Below are 25,826 nucleotides of genomic sequence, written 5' to 3'. Positions count from 1 at the left end.
CAGCAGATGAGTACCGGTCGATGCGGATTCGACCACCTGCCCCGCGATGCAGTAGGGCCCGAACAACACCGACCGGAGGGTGGCGGTCACGATGTCTCCATCGGCCAGGTCGGCGAGAGTCTGTCTCAGTTGCTGCAGATTTCGCCGGCCGGTGGTATCGGGTGGCTTCATCGGTACACCGGTGCCAGAGTTCGCAGTGGCCCGGCCACCTGTGTGAGCTCGGCGAGCGTGGCGACACCGGCACGGTGAGCCAGCCCGATGGTGATCTCCGCGGCCATGATCGCGTCGTGGTCGGCGCGGTGATGATCGCGCACCCGAACTCCCAGCGCGTCCGCGACATCCGGCAGCTTGTACTTCGGCAGCGACAGCAGCTGCTGTGCCCACTGCATCGTGCATCCGTACTGCCAGTACGGCACTGCAACCCCGCTGTGGTCGCAGGCCTGCCGCATCGCGGACATGTCGAAGTCCGCATTGTGTGCGACCACCGGCAGGTCGCCGATAGCGGCGAGGATCTCGGGCAGTTGCCGCGCGAACGTCGGCTGTCCGGCAACCAGGTCCGGCGTGATCCCGTGCACCCGCATATTCCAGGGCGAGAAGTGGTCGATTCCGGCCGGTGGCCGGCAGAGCCATGAGAACGCTCCGGCGGGCCGGCCGTCGCGGACCACGGCGACGCCGACCGAGCAGATGCTGCCGCGCTTCGGATTTGCGGTTTCGACGTCGAATGCGGCGAAGGACAGGTGCTGGGTCATGGGTGAGTCTCCACAGGTAGAGGCCTGGCGGTGGGGCCGCCGAGTGAGCGCAGGTAGGGGCGGGTGAGCCGGATGTCTTCGACGTCGGACCACACGCGGGCCAGGTCGGCGAGCCCGGTCGCGACCGTCAACGCCGGTCCGATCTCGGGGCTCGCCGCCCACGTCACGAGCGGCTCCGGGCTGGGTAGCGGTGGTTCCGGCCACCGGGGTGGCACCAACTGGTGGCGCACCGTCCGCTGGCGTTCAGCGAATCGCCGGTCGAGCGCCGCGATCTCGGATCGGACCCGGTCACGGGTCCGTACCGGGTCCAGCTCGGCGGCGAGCCGGATTCCGTCGGGAAGCTCGAATCGCTTGTGGCAGTAGATGCCGAGCAAACCGTGCACCAGCAGTCCGAGTTCGCGGGCCTGTCCGGTATCGAGCACCCAGGCACCGGTGAGGCGGGAAGTGCCACGATCCGCTCCGGTGTCGACGTGCCAGACCACCCACTCGTCATCGGCGCGGTCGAGTACGGCGACCAGCGTGTGCTCCGTCATGAGAGCCCGTCGAAGCTGCCGGTCACCATGAGAGTGGCAAGATGCAGTGGGATTTCCGGGTAGGGCACCACCGACAGGCGGTACCGGCCGTTGTTGAGCCGGTCGCACAGCACGACTGCGCCGTCCACATGCCCGACGGTCGCCTTGTCGGCATTGCACGCCCACTGCGCGTCGTAGCCGGAGTAGTGGCGCAGGTGCTGCTCGGCCTGCGCGGTGCCGGCGCCGAGGCCGGCGAGGGCTGCGGCAGCGCCGAGGGCGAGGGCAGAACGGGTGAAACGAGTGCGAGTGAACATGGGTACTCCGTGAAGTCGCCCGGCGTGCTGCCGGAGATGAATGGGCTGGAATGGGATCCGTCGACAGAGCGGGCTGATCCAGGTGACGGAGGGTCGGTCAGGTCCCGCCCGTCCGGGACGCTGGTCAGCTACTGCGCAGGGGTGACGTCGACGATCAGTGCGCCGCCGAACATCTTCGAGAAGGTCACCTTGGCCGGTGTGAAGGCGCCTTCCGCGGCGACAGTTCCCTGAACGGTTTCCCCGGGCTGCAGCTCGGTGAGCTCGATCTGATCCTCGGCGGCACCGATGTCGATGCTGTGCTTCACGCCTTCGGTGTCGGTGATCGAGAAGTCCAGGGGATTCACCGACAGCGCCTTGTCGGGGCTGATGTTGGTGACCGCCACCTGAACCGCCGTGGCAGGGGAGCCGTCGTGGATGATGCTCGGCACGAATGCGGCCGGATGAGCCGTCATCTGTACGTCCTCGTGCTCCTGAGTGGCGACGTTGTCGGTCGCGAGATCGCCGGTCTCGCACGCGGTGACGCCGAGGACGGTGGCGGCGGCCAGCATGATGCCGACGGTGAACTTACGCATGTGTACTCCTAGGGTTCGACCCGCTGTGGGCCGGTGGGTTTCGTAGATGGCTCTCGCCGCACGCGCGGTGCACCGTCGCAGAGCGACGGCGAACCACTCGATCACCCGCGTGATCACGGCGTCGAGATGTCGTTCTGATAAGGGCTGTATCGACAGCGAGGTGGAAGTTCGCTATCTGCTGCTTACGCTGGGGCTTTCGGAGTTCCGTGGGCGAAACTCCTGGCTTGTGAGGTGCCAGCCTGCGCAGATCGGGCACCGGTACACCCGCCGCTCCCGGCGCTTCGGGTCGGTGTGGTCGATGCCGGCGAGCGCGGTGTCCGCGTCGCGGAAGCAGCGGTACCGCAACTTTCCGCTGCGGCACAGCGACAACGGGACCAGCGGTGGAAACGCTGCGAGGTCGGTGCCGGAGCGAATCGTCAGTTCGCGGTGGGCTGCAGGCCGGCGGTTTCGGCACTGCCGGCCGCGCCGTTGTCGACTACGCATCGTGTCCTCCCTCGCTCAGTGTTCGGTACGGGATCGAGAATCCACCCAGGAACGGAACGGCGTCGAGCAGAATCACTGATAAGGCGCCTTATCAGTGATTTCCATATGAACCCGCACCGCCGAGTCGTAATGTCGGATCTGCCACGTAGCACGGAGGGAGACGAGGCGGACCGATGGAACACCCGATGCACGACCCGACGCTGACCTTGCAGGACATTGCCGATCTGGCACGGGTGCAGCGTGCCGTGGTCTCGATGTGGCGGCGTCGCACCCAGGTGCGTGGAGTGCAGATGCCGTTTCCTGACCCGGTCGGCCACGTGGACGGCATCGAGCGGTTTCGTCGGGACGAAGTCGTCGACTGGCTGGAACGGACCGGCCGCGGAAACAACCGCGAGTATCGGCTCGACGCCCCCGGGGTCACGGTGCCCGAGGCAGCGGAGCTGGAGAGCCTGGTCACGCTCCTGTGTTTGCACGGCCTGATCGGCGGTGAGCTCGGTGAGCTGAGTCCCGAGGAGGTTCTCGAGCACGCACAGGGGTTCGACCCGGAAGACGAACTGCTCGCCCGGGAGGTCGCCGGCATGACCATCCGCGAGGACCTGTGCCGATTCATCGATGAGCTGTCCGAATGCGCTTACGGCCCGGCCGACGCCCTGACTCGTCTGGAGACATCTCGGGCCGGTCGGGAGGTGGCGGACCGAGACCTCACCGAGCACGCCTTTTCCGTGCTGCGCACCGTCACCGAGACCTGCCGCCGCGAGTTGGATCCGGAGGGCGCCCCACTGGTCACGGCCGGCGAGTCACCGTCGTTGATCCTGGCGCTGGCCGATGAGGACACCAGTGTCCAGGTGATCGGAGACGGTGCACCGGCCCGGGCACTCGCCCGCCGGGCAACGATTCGCGACATCGACCTGCAGCCGGCCGAACCCGGCCCTCGGGTGCGGGTGCTGTCGGTGATCGGCCGGGAGGTGTCCGATGCGCTGGACGTCCTCGACACCGCCTTGCTGGAGCTCGAACATGGTGAGCTGGCCATGGTGGTCGGCCCCGCCGCAGCCCTGTGCGACGACCTGCGTGGTGAGCCGGAGAACTTCCGCTCGAAGACGTTGCGCATCTGCGGGCTGGCCGTTGCGCTGCGGCTGCCGCGCGGAATGTGGCGGGAAGCCCACCGCCAGGCCCTCGGCGTGTGGATCTGTGTCGGTGGCGCCGAGTTCGAGTTCCCGATAGTCGCCGACCTCGGCTCCGTCGTTCCGGCCGATCTCGACCATGAGGGACTCGCCACCGACATCGCCGCCGCCCTCGGCGACCAGCAGGCCCAGGCGGCGCGGACCTTCCGCTATGCCCGCCGGACCAGAGCAGCCGATATCCGCGCCGGCCGGGCCGTGGTCCCACGCGGTGCCACGGCTACCCGACTGTGGATATCCAGCCCGGCCGACGACGCCGGGCGAGTACATTCGGCCACGTTGATCACCGCCGACCCGATCGCCACCTTCGATGTCCGAGTGAAACCCGGCCCCGGTGAACTGTTCGTCACGCAACGTTCCCTCGGCGAGCTCGCCGACACCAAACAGGTGCGGATGCATCGGGGCTGCCGCATCGCCCTCGACGACGCCGACCCCGCCGGCACCGTCGCCGTCCTCGCCGCCGACGGCAGCACCGACGGCCACTTCCTGGACCCGTTCGACGCACAACACCGCTACGGCCGGGCCGTACGCACCGAACCAGGCGACGTCATCTTCCTGGAACGCCCGCGCCCCCTGGCCCGGGTCGACACCACCGGCGGCGGCCTCGTCGCCGCCCCCTCCCGGGTACTGCGACTGCGCAGCGGAGCGGGCATCGGCCCGCACGCCCTGGCCGCCGTGATCAACCGGCTCCCCGAGCACGTCCGGGACTGGAAATCGTGGAATGTCCCCCGGTTGGACAATGATGAGTCGATGCGGTTGGAATCCGCCCTCGCCGAAGCCGTCGCCTACGAGCACCGGCTGCGTACCGGCCTGCAGGCCGTGTACGAGCTGCGCAGCGCCCTGATCGACGGGATCAGCGCCGGCACGGTGAGCCTGGATACCTCCGCGGACCTGGTGTTGTGATGAACGAGGAGAGGAGCCCCCGGGTGCCCCCGAGGAAGCGCAAGGAACCGTCGGCGCCGTCGACGATGAAGGAGCTCAAGGACACGCTGTGGAAGGCGGCCGACAAGCTCCGCGGCTCACTGTCGGCGCATCAGTACAAGGAAGTCATCCTCGGCCTGGTGTTCCTGAAGTACGTCTCGGACGCCTACGACGAGCGCCGCGAAGCGATCCGCGCCGAACTCGCGGCCGACGGGATGGACGACGAGCAGATCGCCGAACTCATCGACGATCCCGAGGAATACCAGGGCTACGGAGTATTCCTGGTGCCCTCGTCGGCCCGCTGGACCTTCCTCGCCGAGAACGCGAAGGGCTTGGCAGCGCACGGCGACGCCCCCGGAAAGACCATCGGCCAGCTCATCGACGAGGCCATGGACGCGGTGATGGCGGCCAACCCGTCCCTGGCCGGCACCCTGCCCCGCATCTACAACAAGGACAATATCGACCAGCGCCGCCTCGGTGAACTGATCGACCTGTTCAACAGTGCGCGGTTCAGCCGACAGGGGGAGCATCGGGCACGGGACCTTATGGGGGAGGTCTACGAGTACTTCCTTGAGAAGTTCGCCCGCGCCGAAGGCAAACGGGGCGGCGAGTTCTTCACCCCGCCCAGCATCGTCAAGACCATCGTCGAGGTGCTGGAACCGCATCGAGGGCGAATTTACGACCCCTGCTGTGGGTCCGGTGGTATGTTCGTGCAGTCGGAGAAGTTCATCGAGGCACACGACGGTGACGCCCAGAACATTGTCATCTACGGCCAGGAAGCCATCGAGGAAACCTGGCGGCTGGCGAAGATGAACCTCGCGATTCATGGGATCGATAACAAGGGGCTCGGTGCCCGATGGGGTGACACCTTCGCGCGCGATCAGCACGCCGAGGTAAAGATGGATTACGTCATGACGAATCCGCCGTTCAATATCAAGGATTGGACGCGGAACACCGATGATCCTCGGTGGGAGTTCGGTGTGCCGCCGGCCAACAACGCCAACTATGCGTGGATTCAGCATGTGCTGTCGAAGTTGGCGCCCGGTGGTAATGCCGGCGTCGTGATGGCCAATGGATCGATGTCGTCGAACTCCAACGGAGAAGGGGATATTCGCGCCCGGATCGTGGAGGCGGATCTGGTTTCCTGTATGGTTGCCATGCCGACCCAGCTGTTCCGGTCGACTGGTATCCCGGTGTGCGTGTGGTTCTTTGCCAAGGACAAATCGGCTGGGAAGGGCGGCTCGGTCGACCGCCGGAGAGAAATTCTGTTCATCGATGCCCGAGAGCTTGGGTACATGGTCGACCGGGCTGAGCGGGCGCTGACGGACGATGATATCGCGAGTATTTCGGATACCTTCCATACGTGGCGGGGCACAGATTCCGCTGCGCGGAATTCGGCTTACGAGGATGTTCCGGGATTTTGCCGGTCGGTCACACTCGACGAGGTGAAATCTGCTGATTACGCCTTGACTCCGGGACGTTTTGTTGGTGCGGTTGCGGATGAGGTTGACGAGGAGGCCGTGGATCTAAAACTTCAGAGGCTGACAAAAGATCTCATACTCGCGATGGACGAGTCGATTCGGCTGGATAAGGCTGTGCGAGAAAGGTTGGAAGCCCTTGATAGCTGATTGGCGGAGGAGGACGCTAGGAGATATCTGCGAGGAAGCCGGCGGTGGAATTCAGACCGGACCGTTCGGTTCCCAGCTTCATGCGGCCGACTATGTAGTAGATGGAACGCCAACTGTTATGCCAAAGAACATTGGCGACAACCGAATAGACGAAGAAGGGATAGCTCGGGTCTCCGATGAGGATGTCGCCAGGCTGGTCAAGTATCGGCTGGCGAAGGGGGACATTGTCTACTCCCGCCGAGGTGATGTTGAGCGGCGAGCGCTGGTTAGGGGCGAGAACGTAGGGTGGTTGTGTGGCACGGGGTGCCTACGCGTGCGGGTCGGTGACGAACGTCTGATAAGCGCCGAGTTCATCTCGTATGCCCTTGGAACAGATTCGACGCGTTCGTGGATTCGAAGGCATGCGGTCGGTGCAACGATGTTGAATCTGAACACTGCCATACTCTCGGCAGTTCCGCTCCATGTTCCTGATATCGGAACGCAGCGGGCGATTGCGGAGGTGTTGGGGGCGCTCGATGACAAGATTGCTGCCAATGATCACGTTTTATCCCTAATGGATGACCTGATAAGGTCGATGTATCTGGAGATGCCGGAGTCGAATCTGGTGATTGGAGACATCGCTCGGAATATTCGGAACCAGGTTGCACCCGAACTGGTTGGGCCGGATACGAGGTACTTCGGGTTGGAGCACATTCCGCGGAGGCGATTGTGGGCAAGTGACTCTGGCACGGCAAGGGATGTCGCCAGTGCAAAGTCGGAGTTCATGGCCGGTGATGTCCTGTTCGGCAAACTGCGACCCTACTTTCATAAGGTTGTTTCTGCGGGTTTCTCGGGAATATGCTCGACCGACATCATCGTGGTTCGGTCAAAGGATGAGTCGTACGCCGGGTTGGTGTTGGCTGCTGTGGCTTCCGATGAGGCGGTTAAAGCATGCACTTCAGCTTCAGACGGAACTCGGATGCCACGCACCAAATGGAAGGATCTCGCTGACGTTCCCGTGAGATGGTCGAGTGAAGCGGATGCTCTTAAATTCAGCGCCGAGGTGACTATGCAGTCTGACTTTGGACACCGTTTGGTGCACGAGTCGGAGATCTTGGCCCGAACCCGCGATGAACTTCTCCCCCTTCTGATGTCCGGCAAACTCCGCGTAAAAGATGCTGAAAAGAAAGTGGAAGAGATAGTCTGATGATCGACTCCGGTGGTGCCAGCGAATCGGATCTGGAGGGTTTCGCCCTCGAGGTTCTGGCGACGAACGAGTGGGAAGGGTTGCGTGGCGCGGACATTGCGCCGGGTAGCGACCGGGGGCGGGGCTCGTGGGATGAGCTGGTGCTGCCGGGGCGGTTGCTGGAGAAGATGCGGGAGCTGAACCCGCAGGTGCCGGCGCAGTATCTGGATCAGGCGCGGGCGGAGATCCTGGCGCCGAAGTCGCAGGATGCGATTGGCGAGAACCAGCGGATCCACGACATCCTGGTGCACGGGTTCCGCGGGATCAGCTACATCGACCACGAGGGGGTGGAGCAGAACCCGACGATCCGGCTGGTGGGGAATCGGGTGGAGGACAACGAGTTCGTCGCCGTGAACCAGGTGACCATCCGGTCGCGGGATGTGGAGCGGCGCTTCGATGTGGTGCTCTACCTCAACGGGATGCCGGTGGTGCTGATGGAACTCAAGAAGGCTGGTGCACCGGCGGCCGACCTGGCCGCGGCGCATGCGCAGCTGGGGACCTACCTGCAGGAGTTCCCCCTCGCCTTCCGGTTCTGTGTGCTGTCGGTGATCAGCGACGGTGTCACCGCGCGTTACGGCACCCCGTTCACTCCGCTGAACCACTACTCGCCGTGGAACGTCGACGACGACGGGAAGCCGGTGAAGCCGGGCGAGGTGCTCGACGACGTACACACCGGCACCGAGCTCGAGTACCTCCTCGACGGGGCGCTGCAGGTGGAACGATTCCTTCAGCTGCAGCGGAACTTCGTCGCCTTCGACAGCACCGGTGACGGCCTGGTGAAGCGGATCGCCAAACCGCACCAGTACTTCGCCGTCACCAAAGCGGTCGGCTGCACCGTGGACGCGGTGGAAAGCGACGGCAAGGCCGGCGTGGTCTGGCACACCCAGGGCTCGGGCAAGTCGATGGAGATGGAGCTCTACACCCACCTCGTCGCGAAACAGCCCCGGCTGAAGAACCCGACCGTGGTGGTGGTGACCGACCGCACCGAACTCGACGGTCAACTGTTCCAGACCTTCGACCAGTCGATGCTGCTGCCGGAGAAACCGATCCAGATCACCAGCCGCGCCGATCTGCGCAGCGCGCTGGCCGATCGCACCACCGGCGGCATCTACTTCACCACCCTGCAGAAGTTCGGGCTGTCGCCGGAGGAGAAGCAGGCCGGCCTCGACCATCCGCTGCTCACCGAACGGCGCAATGTGATCGTGGTGGTCGACGAGGCACACCGAAGCCACTACGACGACCTCGACGGCTACGCGAGGCATCTCCGCGATGCACTACCTGGTGCCACCTTCATCGCCTTTACGGGGACCCCGATCTCGTTCGAGGATAGGGACACCCGCAAGGTATTCGGCACGGACATCCATGTTTACGACCTCACTCGTGCGGTGGAGGACGGCGCCACCGTGAAGGTGGTGTTCGAGCCGCGGCTACCACAGATGCGGGTTGCCGAAGGAGTGGCCGACCAGGATATCGACCGTGCCGCAGATGAAGCCGCAGCCGGTCTCGACGACGATGAGCGCGCCCGGATCGAGCAATCGGTGGCCGTCCTCAACGTCGTCTACGGTGCACCGGAACGGCTTCGTGCGGTCGCCCGCGACATCGTTGAGCACTGGCGCAACCGTTCGGAACAGATGAAGAGCTTCATCGGCGGCCCGGGCAAAGCGCTCATCGTCGGCGCCACCCGGGAGATCTGCGCGAATCTGTACGAGGAGATCATCGCGCTCGAACCCGGCTGGCACTCCGATGATCTGGCCGACGGCGTCATCAAGGTCGTGTACTCGTCCTCGGCCAAGGACTCCGGCGTGGTCGCCAAACATCGACGCCGCGGCAGTGACAACAAGAAGATCCAGGCCCGCCTGAAAGACCCCGGCGATCCGCTGCAACTGGTGATCGTGCAGAACATGCTGCTCACCGGCTTCGATGCGCCGCCGCTGCACACGCTGTACCTGGACCGGCCGATCAAAGGCGCCCTGCTCATGCAGACCCTCGCCCGGGTGAACCGGACCTTCGCCGGCAAACAGGACGGCCTGGTCGTCGCGTATGCGCCGATCGCCGACAACCTCGAACAGGCGCTGAAGGAATACACCGCCAGCGACCAGGAGAAGCGGCCGGTCGGACAGAACCTCGACGAAGTCATCGCGTTGACCCGTCAGCTGATCGATTCGCTGGACCAGTTGTGCGAGGGATACCCGTGGCGGCAGAAGCTCGGCCCCGGCGGGCCCCGGCAATGGTTGAAGGTAGTGCAGGGCCTGATGGAATACCTGCGTTCACCGAGCACCCCCGGCAACCAAGTACCCGAGGGGGAACCGACCCTGGCCGACCGGTTCCGCAAACTCGCCAACGAGTTGGCGCGGGCGTGGGCAGTATCCTCCGGCTCGGAGAACCTCGCAGACCTCCGTCCGGTGGCGAAGTTCTACCAAGAGACCCGGGTCTGGATGGCGAAGTGTGACGCCGCACAGCGGCAAGCCGAAGGCAAGCCCCTTCCGGCCGACACGCAGCGGCTGCTCGAGGTCCTCGTCGAGCAGTCCACCGCCTCCGGCGAGATCGTCGACATCTATGCCGCCGCCGGAATGCCCAAACCCTCGCTCACCGAACTGACACCGGAGTTCGAGGAGCAGACCCGCAATGCCGAGAACCCGCACCTTGCGATCGAAGCGCTGCGGGCATTGCTCACCGAAGAAGTACGCCACGTCACCCGGAACAACCTGACCCGGCAGCGCGCCTTCTCCGAACGCATCCGTGAGCTGATGAACAAGTACACCAACCAGCAGATCACCTCCGCAGAAGTCATCGCCGAACTCATCGAACTCGCCCGCGAAGCGCGCGCCGAACGCGACCGCGGCCAGAACTTCACCCCACCCCTGGACGACGACGAACTCGCCTTCTACGACGCAGTCCACGAAAACGAGTCCGCCGTAGAACAAATGGGCGACGACGTCCTCGGCCAGATCGCCCGCGAACTGGTGAAGGTGATGCGGCGCGACATCAAGACCGATTGGACAGTCCGCGACGACGTCCGCGCGAAACTGCGGTCCTCGATCAAACGGCTGCTCATCAAGTACAAGTACCCGCCGGACAAGCGCGCCGACGCCATCAAGGTGGTCATCGAACAGATGGAGGCCATGGCCCCGCGGATGGCCGAGGAGCGGCGGGCGGGTGTGTGACTGCCCTGCCCAGTCGGCTCGCGGTGACACATGTAACGAACGTTCCCTTCCCGCGACAGTCTCTGTGACGCAGAGACGCGGGACCATGTCGAGGGATGAGAGGTGGATCTGGGTGGCGCGGCGCAGGGGGTTCTTCGCCGAATTGCAGTATCAGCAGCGGCTGGTGCAACAGCGGGAGGAGCAGCAACGGCGGGCAGCAAGGCGTGCACACGATAGGGCGGTGCGGGAGGCGCAGCGGTCTGTCCGGGAACAGCAACGAGTCGCTGCGGCAGCCGCGCGGGCCTCGGCTGCCGACCGCGCAGCCGCTGAACGGGCTGCGAAGCTCGCCCACATCGCCGCCCGGGAAGCCGAAGCGGAGGAAATGAACGCACAGCTCGCCGTGACCTACGACGAGATCGACAACCTCCTCGACGCCACGCTGGAGATCGACGACTGGGTCGACCTCGATGCGCTACGCGCGACACCCACCGATCCTCCGTTCGATCGGCCCGAGCTGTTGACGTCGGCACCGGCACCGCACTACCACCCCTTGCCCGATCGCCCGGTCTTCGTGCCACCCCCGCCGCCGCCGTCCGGTCTCAGTGGTGCGCTGGGAGGTAATCGCAGGCATGCCGCCCAACTGGAAGCGGCGCAGCGGGCGTACGGCGACGCCGTGCGGCAGTGGGAGCACATGTTCGCCCGGGCGTGCAGCGTGAATGCCGAGCTTCGCGATGGGTGGCGGCGGCAGGAAGCCGTGCGTGCCGAGGAACTCGATGCGGCGCGCCGCCGATTCGAGCACACCGCCGCCGAACATCGAACTCGGATCGAGGAATCCAATGCCCGCCTGGACCGGCTGATCGCCGGGCTGCGTGAGCGTCGGCCCGGCGCCATGGACGAATATGTGGGCATCGTGCTGGCCAACTCGGTCTATCCGTCGACCTTCGAAGTGGTCTACGAGCACTCCTTCGATGCCGCTGACCGCGAACTGCACATCACCGTCCTGGCTCCGCATCCCGAAGCATTCCCGACGACGAAAGCATTCCGTTACACGAAGAGCACCGACGAAATCACGTCCACGAGCCTGCCGGCCGCCGAGGTGAAGCGCCGCTATGCAGCTGCAATCGCGAAAACCGCGCTGCGGACCGTGCATGAGGTGTTCGAAGCCGACCGGGAGGGCGTCATCGACAGTATTGCGCTCACTGTTGCCGTGGACACCGTCGATGCTGCGACCGGCCACGACACCCGGATCGACGTCGTTCGGCTGGCTACCGACAGGGAAGACTTCCTTCCGATCGACCTCGCCCGAGTGGAGCCGGCGGCTACCTTGACTCATCTCTCGGCGGCAGTATCGAAGAACCCCTACGGACTGGTGCCATTGGCGAACCAGGGAGTGCGCGGATGAACGATGATGCCCAGGCCACGATAGTCGGACTCCGCAAGATGCTGATCGTCAAGGAGCGCGAATCGGCCGATCTGCACGATCGGATCCACGAACTCACGGAACAACTGAACTCCCGTCCGTCCTCGGCCGCCCCGGCTCCGGCGAATGACCCCCAGCTCATCACGGTGGATGATGCGATGGTGCTTCAGGAGGTGGGGATCTACGAGTATCACCATCCGCTGGAGAACGCCGACAGCTACAAACAAACCCTCGCCGAGTTGCGTGCCGACATCCGCGAAGCTGTGAAGATCAGCGAGGCCGTCGTGGTGGCCAAGAAGTTCAGCTTCAACAACTCCCTCGCCGAGGGCCGGCGATTGACAGCAGACCTGTCGAAGCTCATGTTGCGGGCATACAACGCCGAAGCGGAAAACTGTGTCCGAACGATCCGTGCCGGCAATCTGGATACCGCCAAGCGACGTCTGAACAAAGCCGCCAAGGATATCGAGAAGCTCGGCACGGCAATGCAGATGCACGTATCGCCGGAATATCATGAGCTGCGGATCAAGGAGCTCGAACTCACTGCCGACTACATGATGAAGGTGCAGGAAGAACGCGAAGCCGCCCGTGCCGAGCGTGAGCGCCTGCGGGAGGAACGCAAGGTCGAACAGGAAATTGCTGCCGAGCGTGAACGGCTCGAAAAGGAACAAGCACATTACCGATCCGTGCTGGAACGGCTCACCGCTGATCGGCAAGATACGCAGGAAATCGAAGAACAGCTCACCCGCATTGCCGAGGCGATCGCGCAGAACGACTACCGGGCAGCGAACATCCGCGCCGGCTATGTCTACGTCATCTCCAACATCGGTGCGTTCGGACCCGACGTGGTCAAAATCGGATTGACCCGCCGCCTCGAACCACTGGACCGAGTACGTGAACTGGGCGGTGCGTCCGTGCCCTTCCCGTTCGACGTCCACGCCGTCTACTTTTCGGACGATGCCGTCACACTCGAAAATGAACTGCACCAAGAGTTCACGTCGCGTCGGCTCAACCATGCGAATCAACGTCGCGAATTCTTCTTCGCGACGCCCGACGAAGTACGCCGTGTACTGGCCAACAAAGTGGGCAACCTCCTCGACTACAACGACAAACCAACCGCAACGCAGTACTTTCAATCCAAGCAGTACTGGCCCGATCGGTGAGGTGCGTCGACTTCGCCGAAGTTACAAATGTCTCGGTCCTCGGGACGTACGAAAGGCCCGATCGCCTTCGAACAATCACTCTCCACGGCTGCTGCAGCCGCTTGACCCCTGTCCACCATTCGGGGGAACCTCACACGCTCGGGCATGTGCCGACGTCGTGACATGGTGTGATCGTCTTCTCCTGCATCCATTCTGGTGCATCAGAACTCTCACAACCGTTGGACCCATCTACAGGGCCTCAGCCACAATGAGTACCGCCATCGTATGGCGGCGAACGTGATCTGCCGGTGTCGGCGAAGGCCCCGCCGATGTCGGCAGTGTCGGCTACCGTACGGGTGGTTCGGGAGGCGCCGTTCGCGTCCTGCACGGGCCGGGATTCGTCGAGGAGGAGATTGTGGTCGCTGCGCAGGAGACGAACCTGCAGAAGATTCTGGAGGGCACCTCGCAATACGTGGTCCCGTTGTACCAACGGCCGTACCAGTGGGGTGCGGACAACTTCAAGGTGCTCTGGCGCGACATCACACAGCTCGCGGAGGATCGGGCAGCGGAGGCCGGGGCGACCCACTTCATCGGTTCCGTGGTGCTGGCGCCGGTCCCGGCAGGGGTGGCCGGATCTGTGACCAGGTATCTCGTCGTGGACGGTCAGCAGCGGCTGACGACGCTGACGTTGTTGCTGGCTGCGATCCGGGATCACCTGCACGAGATCGGCAGTGCGGCCCGCGATGTCGACCGGATCCACAGCCAACTGCTGACGAATCAGTTCGAGGACGACCCGTTCCGGTTGAAACTTCTTCCCACTCAAGCCGATCGGGAGGCCTACGCCGCGGTTCTGGATGGGCTACCACAAGCCGGCGGTGACGACGCCATCGGCGGCGCGTACCGTTACTTTCGGGCCTGCTTGGCCCAGCCCGCTGATTCGGATTCCACAGTCGATCCGGTTCAGATCGCACAGGCTGTGACAGCGGGCCTGTCGGTGGTGTCGATCAGCACCCACCCTGGCGACAACGTGCACCGGATCTTCCAATCGCTCAACAACACGGGGCTGAAACTGACGCAGGGCGACCTGCTGCGCAACTACCTGTTCATGCGTCTGCCGAATCGCAGCGACGAGGTCTACCGGACGCATTGGCAGCCGCTGCAGCAGGCCCTGGAAGACAACGAACGGCTCGAAACGCTGTTCTGGCTCGATTTGCTGCACACCAGGCCGGTGATGAAACAATCGCAGACCTTCACCGGTCAGCAGGCTCGGCTCGACCGGCTCACCGGCGAGGACGAGGTTGTCGCCGAAATCGTGCGGATCGCCCGGCTCGGTGGCCTGTACCGTTTGATGCTGCATCCGGAAGAGGAACCCGACTCCGCAGTGCGGGAACGGCTGACCCGGCTGGCCGAATGGGACTCGACCACCCCGGCGCCGCTGGTATTGCACCTCCTGGTTCTGCGAGACACCGGCGCGGCCACGTCCGAGCAGGTTGCCAAGGCGCTTCTGTATATCGAGTCGATCCTGGTGCGACGGTTCCTCGTAGGCAGGGCAACGCAGGGGCTCAACAGGATGTTCGCCGCGGCGGTTCAGGAACTCGATGCTCAGTTGCCGGTCGACCAGGCGCTGCACCGATACTTGTCCGAAGGGCGCAAGCACTACGCGGACGATGAGCGACTCACCGAAGCCATCCTCACCTCCCCGCTGTACACCACCGGCCGGGCAGCGCACCGCAAGACCATGATGGCATGGATAGATCGACTGTTCGCGACCAAGGAGCCGGTCGCGATCGACTCGCTGACCATCGAGCATGTCATGCCGCAGACCTTGTCTACGCAGTGGCGGTCTGGGCTGGGAGCCGAGTACGGCCCGGAGAATGTCGACGAACTGCACGACCGGCTGGTTCACACGCTGGGGAACCTCACCCTCACCGGATACAACGAAAACCTCAGTAACCACGAGTTCGATCGAAAACGGGAGTTGTTGCAGGCCAGCAGTATTCGGCTGAACCAGCAGATCGCTGAATACCCGATTTGGGGACCGAAGGAGATCGAGCAACGGGGCCGCGCCCTGGCACAGCGGATCGTTGCCGCCTGGCCGGGGCCCCTGGACCGGGTCGGTAACGGCAGCGATGACAATCCGCTGTGGCAGGCATTGCACCGTTTGCTGGCGGTGCTTCCGGCAGGCCACTGGACTACGTACGGTGATCTGGCGGAAGTGCTCGGCACTGCGGCGCAACCGCTGGGGAATCGTCTGGCTACGGTGCCCGCACCCAACGTCCATCGGGTGCTCACTTCTCACGGGGAGGTTTCCCCGGCCTTCCGTTGGACCGAGTCGGATGCGACCGACGACCCTCGGAAGTTGCTGGAATCCGAAGGTGTTCGATTCTCCGGCAGCGGTCGGGCCGATCCCGGCCAGCGGCTCGCCGTGGCAGATCTGGAAGAGTTGAGGTCGATCATGGATGACGACCTGCCGGACTGACTAGTTCGGCGAGGGAAGACCGATGATCCTGCCGGCGACGGCCGCTACAGCGAGCCCGCGGCAGTCACATCGAGGTGCGACCCGCCGCGCGCGCCGAGTTCAGCAGGCGGTTCTGTAACTGGATCGACCGTGCCGAGCGGCAACTCCGGGAGGAACGACCGGCCCGCTGGTGAATTCCGCTGGGGCGCACCTGCCCTGGACAGAAAACAGCAGTGATACTGTGCTGCTATGACTATGACAGAGGGGCAGTGGGAACCGCTTCCTGTGCAGGGCAGGACCGTTCGTGAACTGGGAGTTTTCGGCGACGGCAAGGATGCGGACCTGGTTCTCAGCTTCGAGGACGGCAGCACCGGCACTGTGCCTGTCGGCCATGTATCGATATCATCCACGGCGCCGTTGCAGGTGACGATCTCGAGCATGGACGACCGAAACGTCGCTGTGCGAATCACGGGCGCGGGCTTGACGGTTGCGGGGCAGGTCTGCAATCTCTTCGGCGAGGAGTACGCCTCGGAGTTCCGTGCGGACGTTGCGGACCTTCTTATGCCCGGCAGCCGGGGGCTGGGTGCCGTCGGCCCGGTTGAACTCGAGCTGAAGACACTCCGTACCTGATACCCCGGACCGAGCAGACGCGAACCCTCAGACCTGCGCCCAACGGAGGGCGGAGGCTCCAGATCGGAGGTTGTTCGTCGCATAGCCGATTCGAGCGGGTTCACGCGAAACGTGCCGAAGGCTTGCCGAACGCGTCACCCAACGGCGCAACCGGGCGGCGCGATCGCTTCGGTCGTTCCAGCACCCTCGATCCTCTACGCGCAATTCGGCATGAGCGTGCTTGCGAGCGGGACACTGTCGGTGTGCTGGTGTCCACGATTGGCCGCCGGAGGGGAATCACTACCGGCAGTATGTGGCAACTTTCAGTGGACACCGACACTGCCGGTCGGCGGTTGCGGTGCGGCGTAGGTAAGTGGTCGCCGGCGCGTACCGGCGAGCGCGACGAACGGAGTCCGGCCACTCAGGAGATGTCGGCTTCGATCGCTCCCGTGGGCCAGTGCAATGTATCGGTCGTCATGGTGAAGCTGACCCTGCCGGTGCCCGTCGGAAGGTAGGCAGCATTGGCCGAGGTCTGATACCGGTCCGGGCGGCTGTCCATCGGGTGGACAGTCCGGCTGCCGGAGGTGCCCTCGTCGAGGTTCTCCCAGTGGACGGTGACTGCGATCCGGCAGGAGGTGAGGTCGTGTGGGGTGCCGGTGAGTTCGGCGGGGACGTAGAACTCGGGGGAGAGCAAGATGTAGGACTCGCCGCCGGGGAAACCTTCGGCGAGGCCGGCGGTCATCGTGATGCGGGCTACGCCGCATTCGGCGGGGTTCTCGGCCACAGCCCACAGGTCGCCGGAGGTGACCGGTGCGGCGGTGGCGGTACCGGTTGCGGCGAGTGTGCAGGCTGCTGCGGCGGCGAAGGGGACGGTGAAGCTGCGGACACGCATGGGTGCTCCCGTCGGATCGGCAATGGGCTCGACGGATGTATCGCGTCCGGGAAGGGTGGTGTTATCGAGCACGTCCTGAGCCCATACCTCGACACCCAGCACAACGATGGGGACCCCACGTGGGAATCGGCATCGAGCCGCCGTGCACGGGTCGGCCCGTCGCACGGCGACCGAGCCGGTGTCAGCCGTAGTGGCAGACGTAGGTGACGGTCTCGGTGATTTCGATATCGAAGGAGCTGTCGCCGGGGACCTCGAACGATTCGCCGCCGCGGAAGGATTGCGGGGTGGCGCCGGGGAGGGTGACGGTGCATTCACCGGTCAGCAGTTCCATGGTTTCGGGGGCGGCGGTGCCGAAGGTGAGCTTCGCGGGGAAGATCACGCCGGCGGATTTGCGAGTGCCGTCCGCAAGGGTGAAATCGTGGCTGACCGCTTTGCCGTCGAAGTAGACGTTGGCGGCGGTATCGATGGTGACGTTCTCGAACTGCGACATACTCACTTCCGAACTGTTAGGGGAGCCTTACCCTAACCCCCGGGACGATGGCCGAACCGGGGAGCCCGCCTCCCCGGGGCGACCGCCGACGCTGTTCGGTCGGCAACCTTCCGGGACTGCTCAGAGTTGCGCCCGGCCGAACTGAGCTGCGAGGTCACCGAAATACTGCTGGTGGCGCCAGAGTCGGAGGTCACCGATGACGTAGAAGCGGCGCTTCGCGCGGGACACTGCGACATTGAGCAGGTTGGGTTTCGAGGCGGCCCAGCGGCGGGCCCCTGCTTGGGCCTGCGAGGTGCCCAACACCATGATCACGACGTCGGCCTCCTGCCCCTGAACTGTGTGGATGGTGCCGACATTGTCCTTGGCGAACTCGCGGCCGAGCGTTCGAGCAGTGATCCGTTCACAGTTTCGGACGACGTCGCGGAACGGGCTGATCACCCTTATCTCCGCGGAATCGATGCCGTGCTCCCGGGTCAGCTTCTGCAGCAGATCGCGAAGTATCGGCTCCGCACCGGGTACCCATTTGCCGGCGCCGCTGTGGGAAGGCACGTCCAGCCAGCTGCTCGCACCGGGAAACGGTGGACGTTCGGCGGTACCGAAGATCATCAGGTCACCGCCGTAGGCGATCCGATTACTGATTTCGAACATCGGGTGATCGCAGCGCCGGTGGACCCGGAGAGGGGCACCGACCCAGATCGACGCTGCCCCGTCCGGGGTCGGAAGTTCGGTGCCGTATCGGGCGAGGCGGTCCGCGGCTCGCTGCACAGACGTGTGGTCCGGCAACCATTCCTCGCCGAGCCGAAAGTGTTGCAGGAGCGCATCCTGTGCCGGTGACGGCACGGTCACGATGGGTTCGAGCTGCTGTGGATCGCCGACGATGACTGCCCGGCGCGTCCGCCACAGCCCACCGACAGCCTGCTGTGGGGTGGCTTGACCGGCTTCGTCGATGAACAACCAGCCGAGGGCTTCCTGCGGCAGATCGCGGAACAGTCGGGGCAGCGAAGCGAAGGTGGTCGACACCATCGGCACGACCAGGAACAGCGACTGCCAGGCGGCAGCGACGGTCTCCGGGGTCGGGACGGTGCGCACCTTGTTCTGGATCATGGCAACCGCGGCCGACAGGTTCTCCTGCAGCCGGGTGCCGGCGTTGAGGATGAAGGCCTTGTGCAGAGCCAGTCCCGCCAGGAACATTCGGTTGCGCGCCGTGGTGAATTCTTCGTCCGCCCAAGCCTTACACAGCTGGAACCGGTGCTCGTCGGCAACGGTGGACCCGTACGGCACTGTCGATTCCCACCGCACGAGCGCACGGTCGATGAGCGACTGTAGCTGTTGTTCCTGTGCGGTGATCGCCTGATGCCGGGCCACCAGGGCTTGCCCCCGGTTGCTGACGGCGGTCCGCCGCGCCCACGCCGCTCGGCTGAGGGCAGTGCAGCGGTCGAACTCCGCACAGGCCCGGTCGTAGGCGGCCTCGAGGCGTTCGTTCTCGGCGTTCCACCGGCGGCCCGCTCGGAAAAAGGTGGACAACGAGACCCAGAAACCCGGCTGCCGCCGGGCATGGAACTCGAGGTTCGCGAGCGCTCGCTCACGAGCCAGTCCGGCATCACGAGACTCGCTGTCGGCGCGTTCGGTGGTGGCGCAACAATTCTCGTGATCCTCCTTGACGCTCTGGATCTCATCCATCAGTTCGTGGGCCTGCGCCACGAGGTGCGGGACGGTTCCGATCGCCTCGGCCACGGCCTGCCGCTCCGACCTCAACCGCTCGACATCGTTCTCGGCGCGTCGGAACTCGGCGACAGCGTCCGACCAACTCGGCACCGTCGTCGGGTCCTTGCGTGCGTTCTGCAGCATGCTCAACATCGCCGGTACGGGATCTTCCGGCGGGGGCCGGTCGCCGGAGGCGTCACCTTCCGGTTTGGAGTCGAACCAGAACCTGTTGGCGAAGTGATTCCGGTGGGTCATGTTTCCCAACGGCGCGGCAATCAACCCCCACGCAGGTGCACCGATGACGTGGGATGCCAGCTCGGAGAAATAGTCGACGGCCAGCGCTTCGTCACGGCCGGCGCCGACAGCGGCGACGCCGGGGATCTCCGATGTCACGTTCTTGGCGGCGTCGTTGCCGGCGGTGGCGAGGACTGTTTCGAAGCCGATCAGGTCGGTTCGCAGCCGATGCACGGCGGGGCTGTACCCGGATCCCTGCAAGCGGACCTTTTCCGATTTCGTGGTGAATGCGGCCGCTGGACTGGTGAGAGCGGCCAACCTTCGAGCACGTTCGACAACGATTCCGGCGAGCACATCGCGCAGCAGCGTCGTTTTGCCGGTGCCGGGTGGCCCGTTGACCGGAAACACCGGAGCTCCCTCGGCCGGCTGAGCGAACATCTGATTGACTGCGAACTGCTGGCTGAGGACCAGTGGTTTCCGGATATCGCCGGGCCAGCGTCCGCCCGGGATCCGCTGCGGGGCCAGCCCGTCCAGTACGGCATCGGTGTCGGCTCGGACGTCCACCCGCTGCACGTCCGAGCCGGCGCTTCGGCCGGTGAGGTAGTCACGTAGGGCGGGGCCGAGGTCGCCGCGTTCGACTGCTGCTTCGATCCGGCGCAGATCGTCGGCGATGTAGCTGTTCAGGAAGTCCTGGTCGGGAGATTCCTCGGCGACCCTTTGCGGGACCTGTTCGCACTTGACCCGTACACCCGATACCGCGAGCGCCCCATCGATGCCGAGCGCGGCAGCCAGTTCGCTGGCGAAGGTATGCAGGTCCCGAGCGGTCAGCGCAACGACGGATTCGTGGGATGCCGCGGCACCGGTTGCGGTCGGTGCCGCGGCGGACGCTGGAGTTCGCGCTATCAGCTTCTCGGCAAACGTGGCCGCTACGGTGCCTGCGATGCCGCCGAGGACGGGGCCGCCGACAGCGGTGATCGCGGCAGTCGCCGCTGCCGACGCCGCGGCACCCACACCTTTTGTCGCGGCTTCGACCCCGGCGGACCTGGTGCGCCCCGCCAGGGCGGCGGCTCGTGAGCGTACGCGGGAACCGGGATCGGTACGCTGCCGCTCAGCAAGCTGTGGTGGACTCAAACGGTTCAGTCCGTCGACGAACTCACGATTGTCGTCGTCGAACCCGTCGAGCCATGTCGGATCGTCCGGGCCGGGAGACTCGAGCCGACTCATCGCCCAGGCGCAGGCAGACAGGGTCGGCGAGTTCTCCACGACGGCGCCGTCGCTATCGAGCGTGAACGCGAACGCGGCCGTCGTACCGCTGCTGCGACCGTCGGGGTCGGCGGTGTCGTCGCCGAACCGCCGGACCAGCGCGTTTCGTACCGAAGTGACGTCGTACAGTCCGCCGTACACAGTGAAGCGCCAGGTTCGGCCCGGACGTAGCGGTCGCGCCGTGTGGATCTCGTGGTCGGGGTCCCACGGCACCGGGCCGCCGTCACCGACATCGACCACGACCTCCCGTGACCTGCCGGATAGTCTGGTCGGGTTCGGTACGTCCTGCGGGCTGAACATCTCGATTGTTCGCCAGAACCGGACCAGCCGCGTGGCCTGCGAATCCGATCGCATGGAACCGCCCCCTCATTTCCGCCCGCCTCGGTCATGATGGTGACAACGGTACGCCGAAGTCGAGTGGGCGGGAGCCGAATGCCGAGAATCTCCACCTGGAATCAAGTGAAAAGTGCTCTGGTGCAGACGGATTCGCGACGAACGGTGCCGGTGTCGGTCGGCGGCGCTGGATGCCTATCCGTTCGGCGGTGGCCGATGTGAGTTCGGCCGAGCGTGCCGGGCGAACAGCGGTCGTGGCGGCATCGCCGCATAGATGGCATCGGCGAACTCGGACGGCACGTCCATGATCAACGCACGACGGTCCGGCGTCACCGAGGTCCGCGGGCAGCGCCGTGCCCGGTTGTTCGTGTACTCGCCGACGGCGAAGAACCCGACTCCGCCGGGGACGGCGAGCAGGAGGAAGGTGTGGAGTATCGCGCACGTGGACTCGGAATCTTCGACATACCGGACGAGCAGCCACGTCACCACGGCGGCGGAAATCACGCCGAGGTAGGTGAGCCAGGTGATCCGAGTCAGGGTGCGAAAGATATCGGCCCGGGCGCTGCAGTCGCGGCAGTAGGGGAGGGGCATGCGGACGAAGATTGTGGCACGTCGATCGGTGTCGTACCGGTGGCCCCCGGTGCGGTGCGCTCGCCGGCCGTACTTCCCGTCGCGGAGGTACGCGTCGAGCCAATTTCCGAAACGCGCTTCCTGCAGCGGGAGTTGCGGCCGGTTGTACGAGGAGTAGGCGATATTCGCTACCTGGTGCCGGACTGCCGGAAGCCCGTGCAGTGCACATATATTCGGCATCGGAACGGCAGGCCGCAAATGGCCGATCCGGCCGGCCTGCAGCCGGTCCGGGTTCGGCTCGAGCGGAACCCGGACCTCGCGGATGATCCCGACCATGTTCTACACCAGCTGGCCGCGTGTATACGCCGTTGCCTCGGCCCCGGTCCGGCGGCGGATCGGTTCGCTCTGGCGAACGGCCCTGGCACTGAGTTGGAAGTTCGTCACTGCTCTCCCGGATAGGTCATCGCCCAACGGTGCACCCGGCCGCCGAAGCGGTCATGCGATGACAGCTTCGGCGACTGCAGCATCCGATGCGTCGGGTCGCCCCGTTCCGATCCGGTCAGCTGCCGAATCGGGCGAGCACTGCTCCGGCTTCCTGGGACGCAGTACCTTCCTCGGCCAGGTGCGCCATATCCGCCGCGATCTCCCGCCCGTGATGCGCCATCGCCTGGGCGTACAACCGGCCGGCCCGATACGACGAGCGGACCAGTGGCCCGGCCATGACGCCGGCGAAGCCGATTTCTTCGGCGGCCTTCGAGTGTTCGACGAACTCCTCCGGCTTGACCCAGCGGTCCACCGGGTGGTGGCGGGGGGAGGGGCGCAGATATTGGGTGATGGTGAGGATGTCGCAGCCGGCTTCGTGCAGGTCACGCATGGCGGCGGTGACTTCTTCCGGGGTTTCGCCCATGCCGAGGATCAGGTTCGACTTGGTGACCAGGCCGGCCTCGCGGGCGGCGGTGAGGACGGCGAGGGAACGCTCGTAGCGGAAGGCGGGGCGGATCCGCTTGAAGATGCGCGGCACGGTTTCGAGGTTGTGCGCGAGGACTTCGGGGCGGGCGGAGAACACCTCGGCCAGCTGGTCGGGGTCGGCGTTGAAGTCGGGGATCAGCAGTTCGACGCCGGTGGCGGGGTTGAGGCGTTTGATGGCGCGCACGGTTTCGGCGTAGAGCCAGGCGCCGCCGTCGTCGAGGTCGTCGCGGGCGACGCCGGTGATGGTGGAGTAGCGCAGGCCCATCGCCTGCACGCTCTCGGCGACCCGGCGGGGCTCGTCGCGGTCCAGCGGGGCGGGTTTACCGGTGTCGATCTGGCAGAAGTCGCAGCGGCGGGTGCACTGTTCACCACCGATCAGGAAGGTCGCCTCGCGGTCCTCCCAGCATTCGAAGATGTTCGGACAGCCGGCCTCTTCGCAGACGGTGTGCAGGCCCTCCCGCTTCACCAGGCCCTTGAGTTCGGTGTACTCGGGGCCCATGGTGGCGCGGGTGCGGATCCACTTCGGTTTGCGTTCGATGGGGGTCTGCGCGTTACGCGCTTCGATACGCAGCAATTTGCGTCCGGCCGGTGCGGTAGCAGGAACGGAGCTCACTGGTCCGACTCTACGCTCGTACCGGAACGCACTGCGGGTGTGGTGGGCGCGGTGCGTTCGATATCGTGCGGCTGCACCGGCAGTTCGCCGGCCAGGGCGGCGGTGATCGCGGCAGCGACCAGCGGCTTCACCTCGGCGACGGTGACCTCGCGGCCGAGTTCGGCGGTCAGTGTCGTCACACCGGCGTCCTGGATCCCGCACGGCACTATCGCTTCGAAACCGTCCAGCGCCGAACTGCAGTTCAGCGAGATGCCGTGCAGCGCCACGCCGCGCTGGACGCGGATGCCGATGGCGGCGATCTTGCGTTCCGGGGCGACGGGGGTGGCGGGCAGCCAGACACCGGAGCGGCCCTCGATCCGGCCGCAGGTCAAGCCCAGGCCGGTGCACACGCTGATCAGCGCCTCTTCCAGGCGGCGGACGTATTTCACGACATCCAGGGGTTCGGCCAGCCGCACGATCGGGTAGCCGACCAGCTGGCCCGGACCGTGCCAGGTGATCTTGCCGCCGCGATCGACCTGCACCACGGGGCTGCCGTCGATCGGCAGATCCGCGGGCTCGGTGCGGCGGCCTGCGGTGTAGACCGACGGATGTTCCAGGAGCAGGAGATGATCCGCGCCCTCGCCGGCCGCACGCTCCTCGGCGATGCTGCGCTGCATCTCCCAGGCGCTGTGATAGTCGATCAGGCCGAGGTCTTCGACGATCAGCGGATCGCTGTCGAACCGCACTGTGCTGGTGTCGATTCCGGCCGCGGTTGCCGCAGTGTCGTCGGTCCCGGCCGGAGTCGGCTCGCCGCCGCGCGGTGCGGCCGCCGCGCCGTTGTGTTCCGGTGTCGCGGAATGGTGGCGGTGCGGCTCGGTCTCGGAGGTATGCGTGCCGTTCACCGTGCCGACGGTACGCCCCCGGCCGGGGCCGGTTGAAGAGGCGTCATCGGTTGGTTGCCGAACGGATGCGGGGGCGATGTTCATGCGTTCACCGGAATCGTCAATTGCATGAGGGTCAGGTCCATCCAGTCGCCGAATTTGTGTCCCACCTCGGGCATCTGCCCCACGATGCGGAAACCGAACCGCTCGTGCAGGGCGATCGAGGCGGCGTTGCCGGATTCGATCGCGGCCACCATGGCGTGCACCCGGCCGGAGTCGCGGGCCCGGTCGATCAGCTCGGCCAGCAACGCGGTGGCGATTCCGCGGCGATGGCAGGCCGGGTCCACGTAGACCGAATTCTCCACGGTGAACCGGTATCCCGAGCGGGTGCGCCAGGGGCCGTAGGTGGCATAGCCGGCGACCCGGCCACCGGATTCGGCGACCAGCACCGGCAGGCCGGCTGCGGTGCGCTCCGCGAACCAGGCGGTGCGGTCGGCGAGGTCCACCGGTTCGGTGTCCCAGATCGCGGTGGAGCCGGCGATGAATCCGTTGTGCAGGGCCAGGATTTCCGGGAGATCGGCGGCGCGGGCGGCCCGGACCTGCACCGCGGCCCGGACCCCGGTCATCGGCCGGTCCCGGCCGGGCCGAGCGCGGCAGCCAGGGCCGCGCCGATCGTCGGATGCCGGAAGGAGTATCCGGCGTCCTCCAGGACCTTCGGGATGGCCCGGGGGCCGTGCAGGATCGCCTCGTCGGCGAACTCGCCGACCAGGGCGCGCAACGCGAAACCGGGCACCACGAACGGGGTCGGCCGGTGCAGTGCCCGGCCCAGTGCGCGGTTGAATTCGGCATTGGTCACCGGGGCCGGGCCGACCACGTTGACCGGGCCGGAGATCTCCGGATGGGTGAGCGCGAAACAGATCGCACCCACCTCGTCGTCCAGGGAGATCCACGGCATGTACTGGCGGCCGCTGCCCAGCCGGCCGCCGAGGCCCAGCCAGTACAGCGGATGCAGCATGGCCAGCATGCCGCCCTTGGGCGCCAGGACGACCGCGCTGCGCAGCAGCACGGTCCGGACCCCGGCATCCGCGGCGGGTGCGGTGGCGGCTTCCCAGTCCAGGCACAGCGAGGCCAGGAAACCGGTACCGGCGGGGGCGGTCTCGTCGACCACCCGGTCGCCGGTGTCGCCGCCGTAGTAGTGCGCACCGCTGGCATTGACCAGGGTGGGTACTCCGGCGGCGGCGACCGCGGTGGCGAGTACGTCGGTGGGGGTGATCCGGCTGTCGCGCAGCTCCTGTTTGAAGCTGCCCGTCCAGCGGCGGCTGCCCAGATTGACACCGCACAGGTCGACCACGGCGTCGGCCCCGCGCAGCGCCTGCTCGTCGAGCTCGGCGCGCGCGGGGTTCCAGGCGAATTCGTCCGGCGCCGCGGGTGTGCGGCGGACCAGCCGGGACACCTGGTGCCCGTCTCGGCGCAAGGCCGCGACCAGCGCCGTCCCGATCAGCCCGGACGAACCGGCGATGACCACCTTCATCGACGTACCCGTACCC

Annotated in this window: 20 protein-coding genes; 8 read left to right on the top strand and 12 right to left on the bottom strand. The window is 65.6% G+C overall.

The genetic code is table 11. The features are described 5' to 3' along the window. Window positions 1-167: 167 nt before the first annotated feature. From AC1HFH_RS19050 to AC1HFH_RS19035, 4 genes are all read right to left on the bottom strand, one after another. A complete protein-coding gene (locus AC1HFH_RS19050; RefSeq protein WP_480244144.1) occupies window positions 168-749 on the bottom strand; it encodes a 3'-5' exonuclease in 582 nt (193 codons plus the stop codon). Further along, entirely contained in the window at window positions 746-1,282 is a 537-nt protein-coding gene (locus tag AC1HFH_RS19045; RefSeq protein WP_480244143.1) for a hypothetical protein, read from the bottom strand. Before AC1HFH_RS19045 ends, AC1HFH_RS19050 begins: the two co-directional genes overlap by 4 nt. Then, window positions 1,279-1,575, bottom strand: a complete 297-nt coding sequence (locus AC1HFH_RS19040) for a hypothetical protein (RefSeq protein ID WP_480244142.1) — start codon at window positions 1,573-1,575, stop codon at window positions 1,279-1,281. The genes AC1HFH_RS19045 and AC1HFH_RS19040 overlap by 4 nt, the downstream gene beginning before the upstream one ends. A gap of 128 nt (window positions 1,576-1,703) precedes the next feature. Continuing rightward, complete coding sequence (locus AC1HFH_RS19035; RefSeq protein ID WP_480244141.1) at window positions 1,704-2,147, bottom strand: DUF4352 domain-containing protein; 444 nt, start codon at window positions 2,145-2,147, stop codon at window positions 1,704-1,706. A 668-nt stretch (window positions 2,148-2,815) separates the two neighbouring features. On the opposite strand from AC1HFH_RS19035, the gene AC1HFH_RS19030 reads away from it, so the two are divergent. From AC1HFH_RS19030 to AC1HFH_RS18995, 8 genes are all read left to right on the top strand, one after another. After that, window positions 2,816-4,711: a hypothetical protein gene (locus AC1HFH_RS19030; RefSeq protein WP_480244140.1), complete on the top strand. Its 1,896-nt coding sequence runs from the start codon at window positions 2,816-2,818 to the stop codon at window positions 4,709-4,711. A 23-nt stretch (window positions 4,712-4,734) separates the two neighbouring features. Continuing rightward, window positions 4,735-6,357: a class I SAM-dependent DNA methyltransferase gene (locus AC1HFH_RS19025; protein WP_480244139.1), complete on the top strand. Its 1,623-nt coding sequence runs from the start codon at window positions 4,735-4,737 to the stop codon at window positions 6,355-6,357. Further along, window positions 6,347-7,543, top strand: a complete 1,197-nt coding sequence (locus tag AC1HFH_RS19020; RefSeq protein ID WP_480244138.1) for a restriction endonuclease subunit S — start codon at window positions 6,347-6,349, stop codon at window positions 7,541-7,543. Before AC1HFH_RS19025 ends, AC1HFH_RS19020 begins: the two co-directional genes overlap by 11 nt. After that, window positions 7,543-10,746 carry a type I restriction endonuclease subunit R gene (locus tag AC1HFH_RS19015; RefSeq protein WP_480244137.1) on the top strand — a complete coding sequence of 1,068 codons (3,204 nt, stop codon included), beginning with the start codon at window positions 7,543-7,545 and terminating at the stop codon, window positions 10,744-10,746. Before AC1HFH_RS19020 ends, AC1HFH_RS19015 begins: the two co-directional genes overlap by 1 nt. Window positions 10,747-10,858: 112 nt before the next feature. Beyond that, entirely contained in the window at window positions 10,859-12,127 is a 1,269-nt protein-coding gene (locus AC1HFH_RS19010) for a hypothetical protein (protein ID WP_480244136.1), read from the top strand. Continuing rightward, entirely contained in the window at window positions 12,124-13,305 is a 1,182-nt protein-coding gene (locus AC1HFH_RS19005) for an SNIPE associated domain-containing protein (RefSeq protein WP_480244135.1), read from the top strand. Before AC1HFH_RS19010 ends, AC1HFH_RS19005 begins: the two co-directional genes overlap by 4 nt. Before the next feature lie 394 nt (window positions 13,306-13,699). Continuing rightward, window positions 13,700-15,763, top strand: a complete 2,064-nt coding sequence (locus AC1HFH_RS19000) for a GmrSD restriction endonuclease domain-containing protein (protein WP_480244134.1) — start codon at window positions 13,700-13,702, stop codon at window positions 15,761-15,763. A 228-nt stretch (window positions 15,764-15,991) separates the two neighbouring features. After that, window positions 15,992-16,372 (top strand): hypothetical protein, encoded by a 381-nt coding sequence (locus AC1HFH_RS18995; protein WP_480244133.1) that lies wholly within the window; start codon window positions 15,992-15,994, stop codon window positions 16,370-16,372. Between the two features lie 400 nt (window positions 16,373-16,772). Here AC1HFH_RS18995 and AC1HFH_RS18990 read toward each other — a convergent pair whose 3' ends face one another. From AC1HFH_RS18990 to AC1HFH_RS18955, 8 genes are all read right to left on the bottom strand, one after another. After that, on the bottom strand, window positions 16,773-17,243 hold the full coding sequence (locus tag AC1HFH_RS18990) for a hypothetical protein (RefSeq protein ID WP_480244132.1): 471 nt from the start codon (window positions 17,241-17,243) through the stop codon (window positions 16,773-16,775). Between the two features lie 181 nt (window positions 17,244-17,424). Then, entirely contained in the window at window positions 17,425-17,733 is a 309-nt protein-coding gene (gene ppnP, locus AC1HFH_RS18985) for a pyrimidine/purine nucleoside phosphorylase (RefSeq protein WP_480247901.1), read from the bottom strand. Between the two features lie 120 nt (window positions 17,734-17,853). Further along, window positions 17,854-21,288 carry a DEAD/DEAH box helicase gene (locus AC1HFH_RS18980; RefSeq protein ID WP_480244131.1) on the bottom strand — a complete coding sequence of 1,145 codons (3,435 nt, stop codon included), beginning with the start codon at window positions 21,286-21,288 and terminating at the stop codon, window positions 17,854-17,856. 174 nt (window positions 21,289-21,462) lie between these two features. Beyond that, entirely contained in the window at window positions 21,463-22,173 is a 711-nt protein-coding gene (locus AC1HFH_RS18975) for a hypothetical protein (RefSeq protein WP_480244130.1), read from the bottom strand. Window positions 22,174-22,396: 223 nt separating this feature from the next. After that, a complete protein-coding gene (lipA, locus tag AC1HFH_RS18970) occupies window positions 22,397-23,419 on the bottom strand; it encodes a lipoyl synthase (RefSeq protein WP_480244129.1) in 1,023 nt (340 codons plus the stop codon). Next, window positions 23,416-24,159 (bottom strand): lipoyl(octanoyl) transferase LipB, encoded by a 744-nt coding sequence (gene lipB, locus AC1HFH_RS18965; protein ID WP_480247900.1) that lies wholly within the window; start codon window positions 24,157-24,159, stop codon window positions 23,416-23,418. The genes lipA and lipB overlap by 4 nt, the downstream gene beginning before the upstream one ends. 221 nt (window positions 24,160-24,380) lie before the next feature. After that, entirely contained in the window at window positions 24,381-24,905 is a 525-nt protein-coding gene (locus AC1HFH_RS18960) for an N-acetyltransferase family protein (protein ID WP_480244128.1), read from the bottom strand. Then, complete coding sequence (locus tag AC1HFH_RS18955; protein WP_480244127.1) at window positions 24,902-25,810, bottom strand: TIGR01777 family oxidoreductase; 909 nt, start codon at window positions 25,808-25,810, stop codon at window positions 24,902-24,904. The genes AC1HFH_RS18960 and AC1HFH_RS18955 overlap by 4 nt, the downstream gene beginning before the upstream one ends. Window positions 25,811-25,826 lie beyond the last annotated feature (16 nt).

This window comes from Nocardia sp. KT25-26, assembly GCF_056627695.1.
Note: the sequence above shows the minus strand (reverse complement) of the source record. Positions and strands in the feature narration are given on the sequence as shown.

What these genes read in the sequence shown, in the direction of transcription:
- AC1HFH_RS19050 (WP_480244144.1), bottom strand. Translation starts at nt 749, where the DNA reads ATGACCCAGCACCTGTCCTTCGCCGCATTCGACGTCGAAACCGCAAAT.
- AC1HFH_RS19045 (WP_480244143.1), bottom strand. Translation starts at nt 1,282, where the DNA reads ATGACGGAGCACACGCTGGTCGCCGTACTCGACCGCGCCGATGACGAG.
- AC1HFH_RS19040 (WP_480244142.1), bottom strand. Translation starts at nt 1,575, where the DNA reads ATGTTCACTCGCACTCGTTTCACCCGTTCTGCCCTCGCCCTCGGCGCT.
- AC1HFH_RS19035 (WP_480244141.1), bottom strand. Translation starts at nt 2,147, where the DNA reads ATGCGTAAGTTCACCGTCGGCATCATGCTGGCCGCCGCCACCGTCCTC.
- AC1HFH_RS19030 (WP_480244140.1), top strand. Translation starts at nt 2,816, where the DNA reads ATGCACGACCCGACGCTGACCTTGCAGGACATTGCCGATCTGGCACGG.
- AC1HFH_RS19015 (WP_480244137.1), top strand. Translation starts at nt 7,543, where the DNA reads ATGATCGACTCCGGTGGTGCCAGCGAATCGGATCTGGAGGGTTTCGCC.
- AC1HFH_RS19005 (WP_480244135.1), top strand. Translation starts at nt 12,124, where the DNA reads ATGAACGATGATGCCCAGGCCACGATAGTCGGACTCCGCAAGATGCTG.
- AC1HFH_RS18995 (WP_480244133.1), top strand. Translation starts at nt 15,992, where the DNA reads ATGACTATGACAGAGGGGCAGTGGGAACCGCTTCCTGTGCAGGGCAGG.
- AC1HFH_RS18990 (WP_480244132.1), bottom strand. Translation starts at nt 17,243, where the DNA reads ATGCGTGTCCGCAGCTTCACCGTCCCCTTCGCCGCCGCAGCAGCCTGC.
- ppnP (WP_480247901.1), bottom strand. Translation starts at nt 17,733, where the DNA reads ATGTCGCAGTTCGAGAACGTCACCATCGATACCGCCGCCAACGTCTAC.
- AC1HFH_RS18980 (WP_480244131.1), bottom strand. Translation starts at nt 21,288, where the DNA reads ATGCGATCGGATTCGCAGGCCACGCGGCTGGTCCGGTTCTGGCGAACA.
- AC1HFH_RS18975 (WP_480244130.1), bottom strand. Translation starts at nt 22,173, where the DNA reads ATGGTCGGGATCATCCGCGAGGTCCGGGTTCCGCTCGAGCCGAACCCG.
- AC1HFH_RS18960 (WP_480244128.1), bottom strand. Translation starts at nt 24,905, where the DNA reads ATGACCGGGGTCCGGGCCGCGGTGCAGGTCCGGGCCGCCCGCGCCGCC.
- AC1HFH_RS18955 (WP_480244127.1), bottom strand. Translation starts at nt 25,810, where the DNA reads ATGAAGGTGGTCATCGCCGGTTCGTCCGGGCTGATCGGGACGGCGCTG.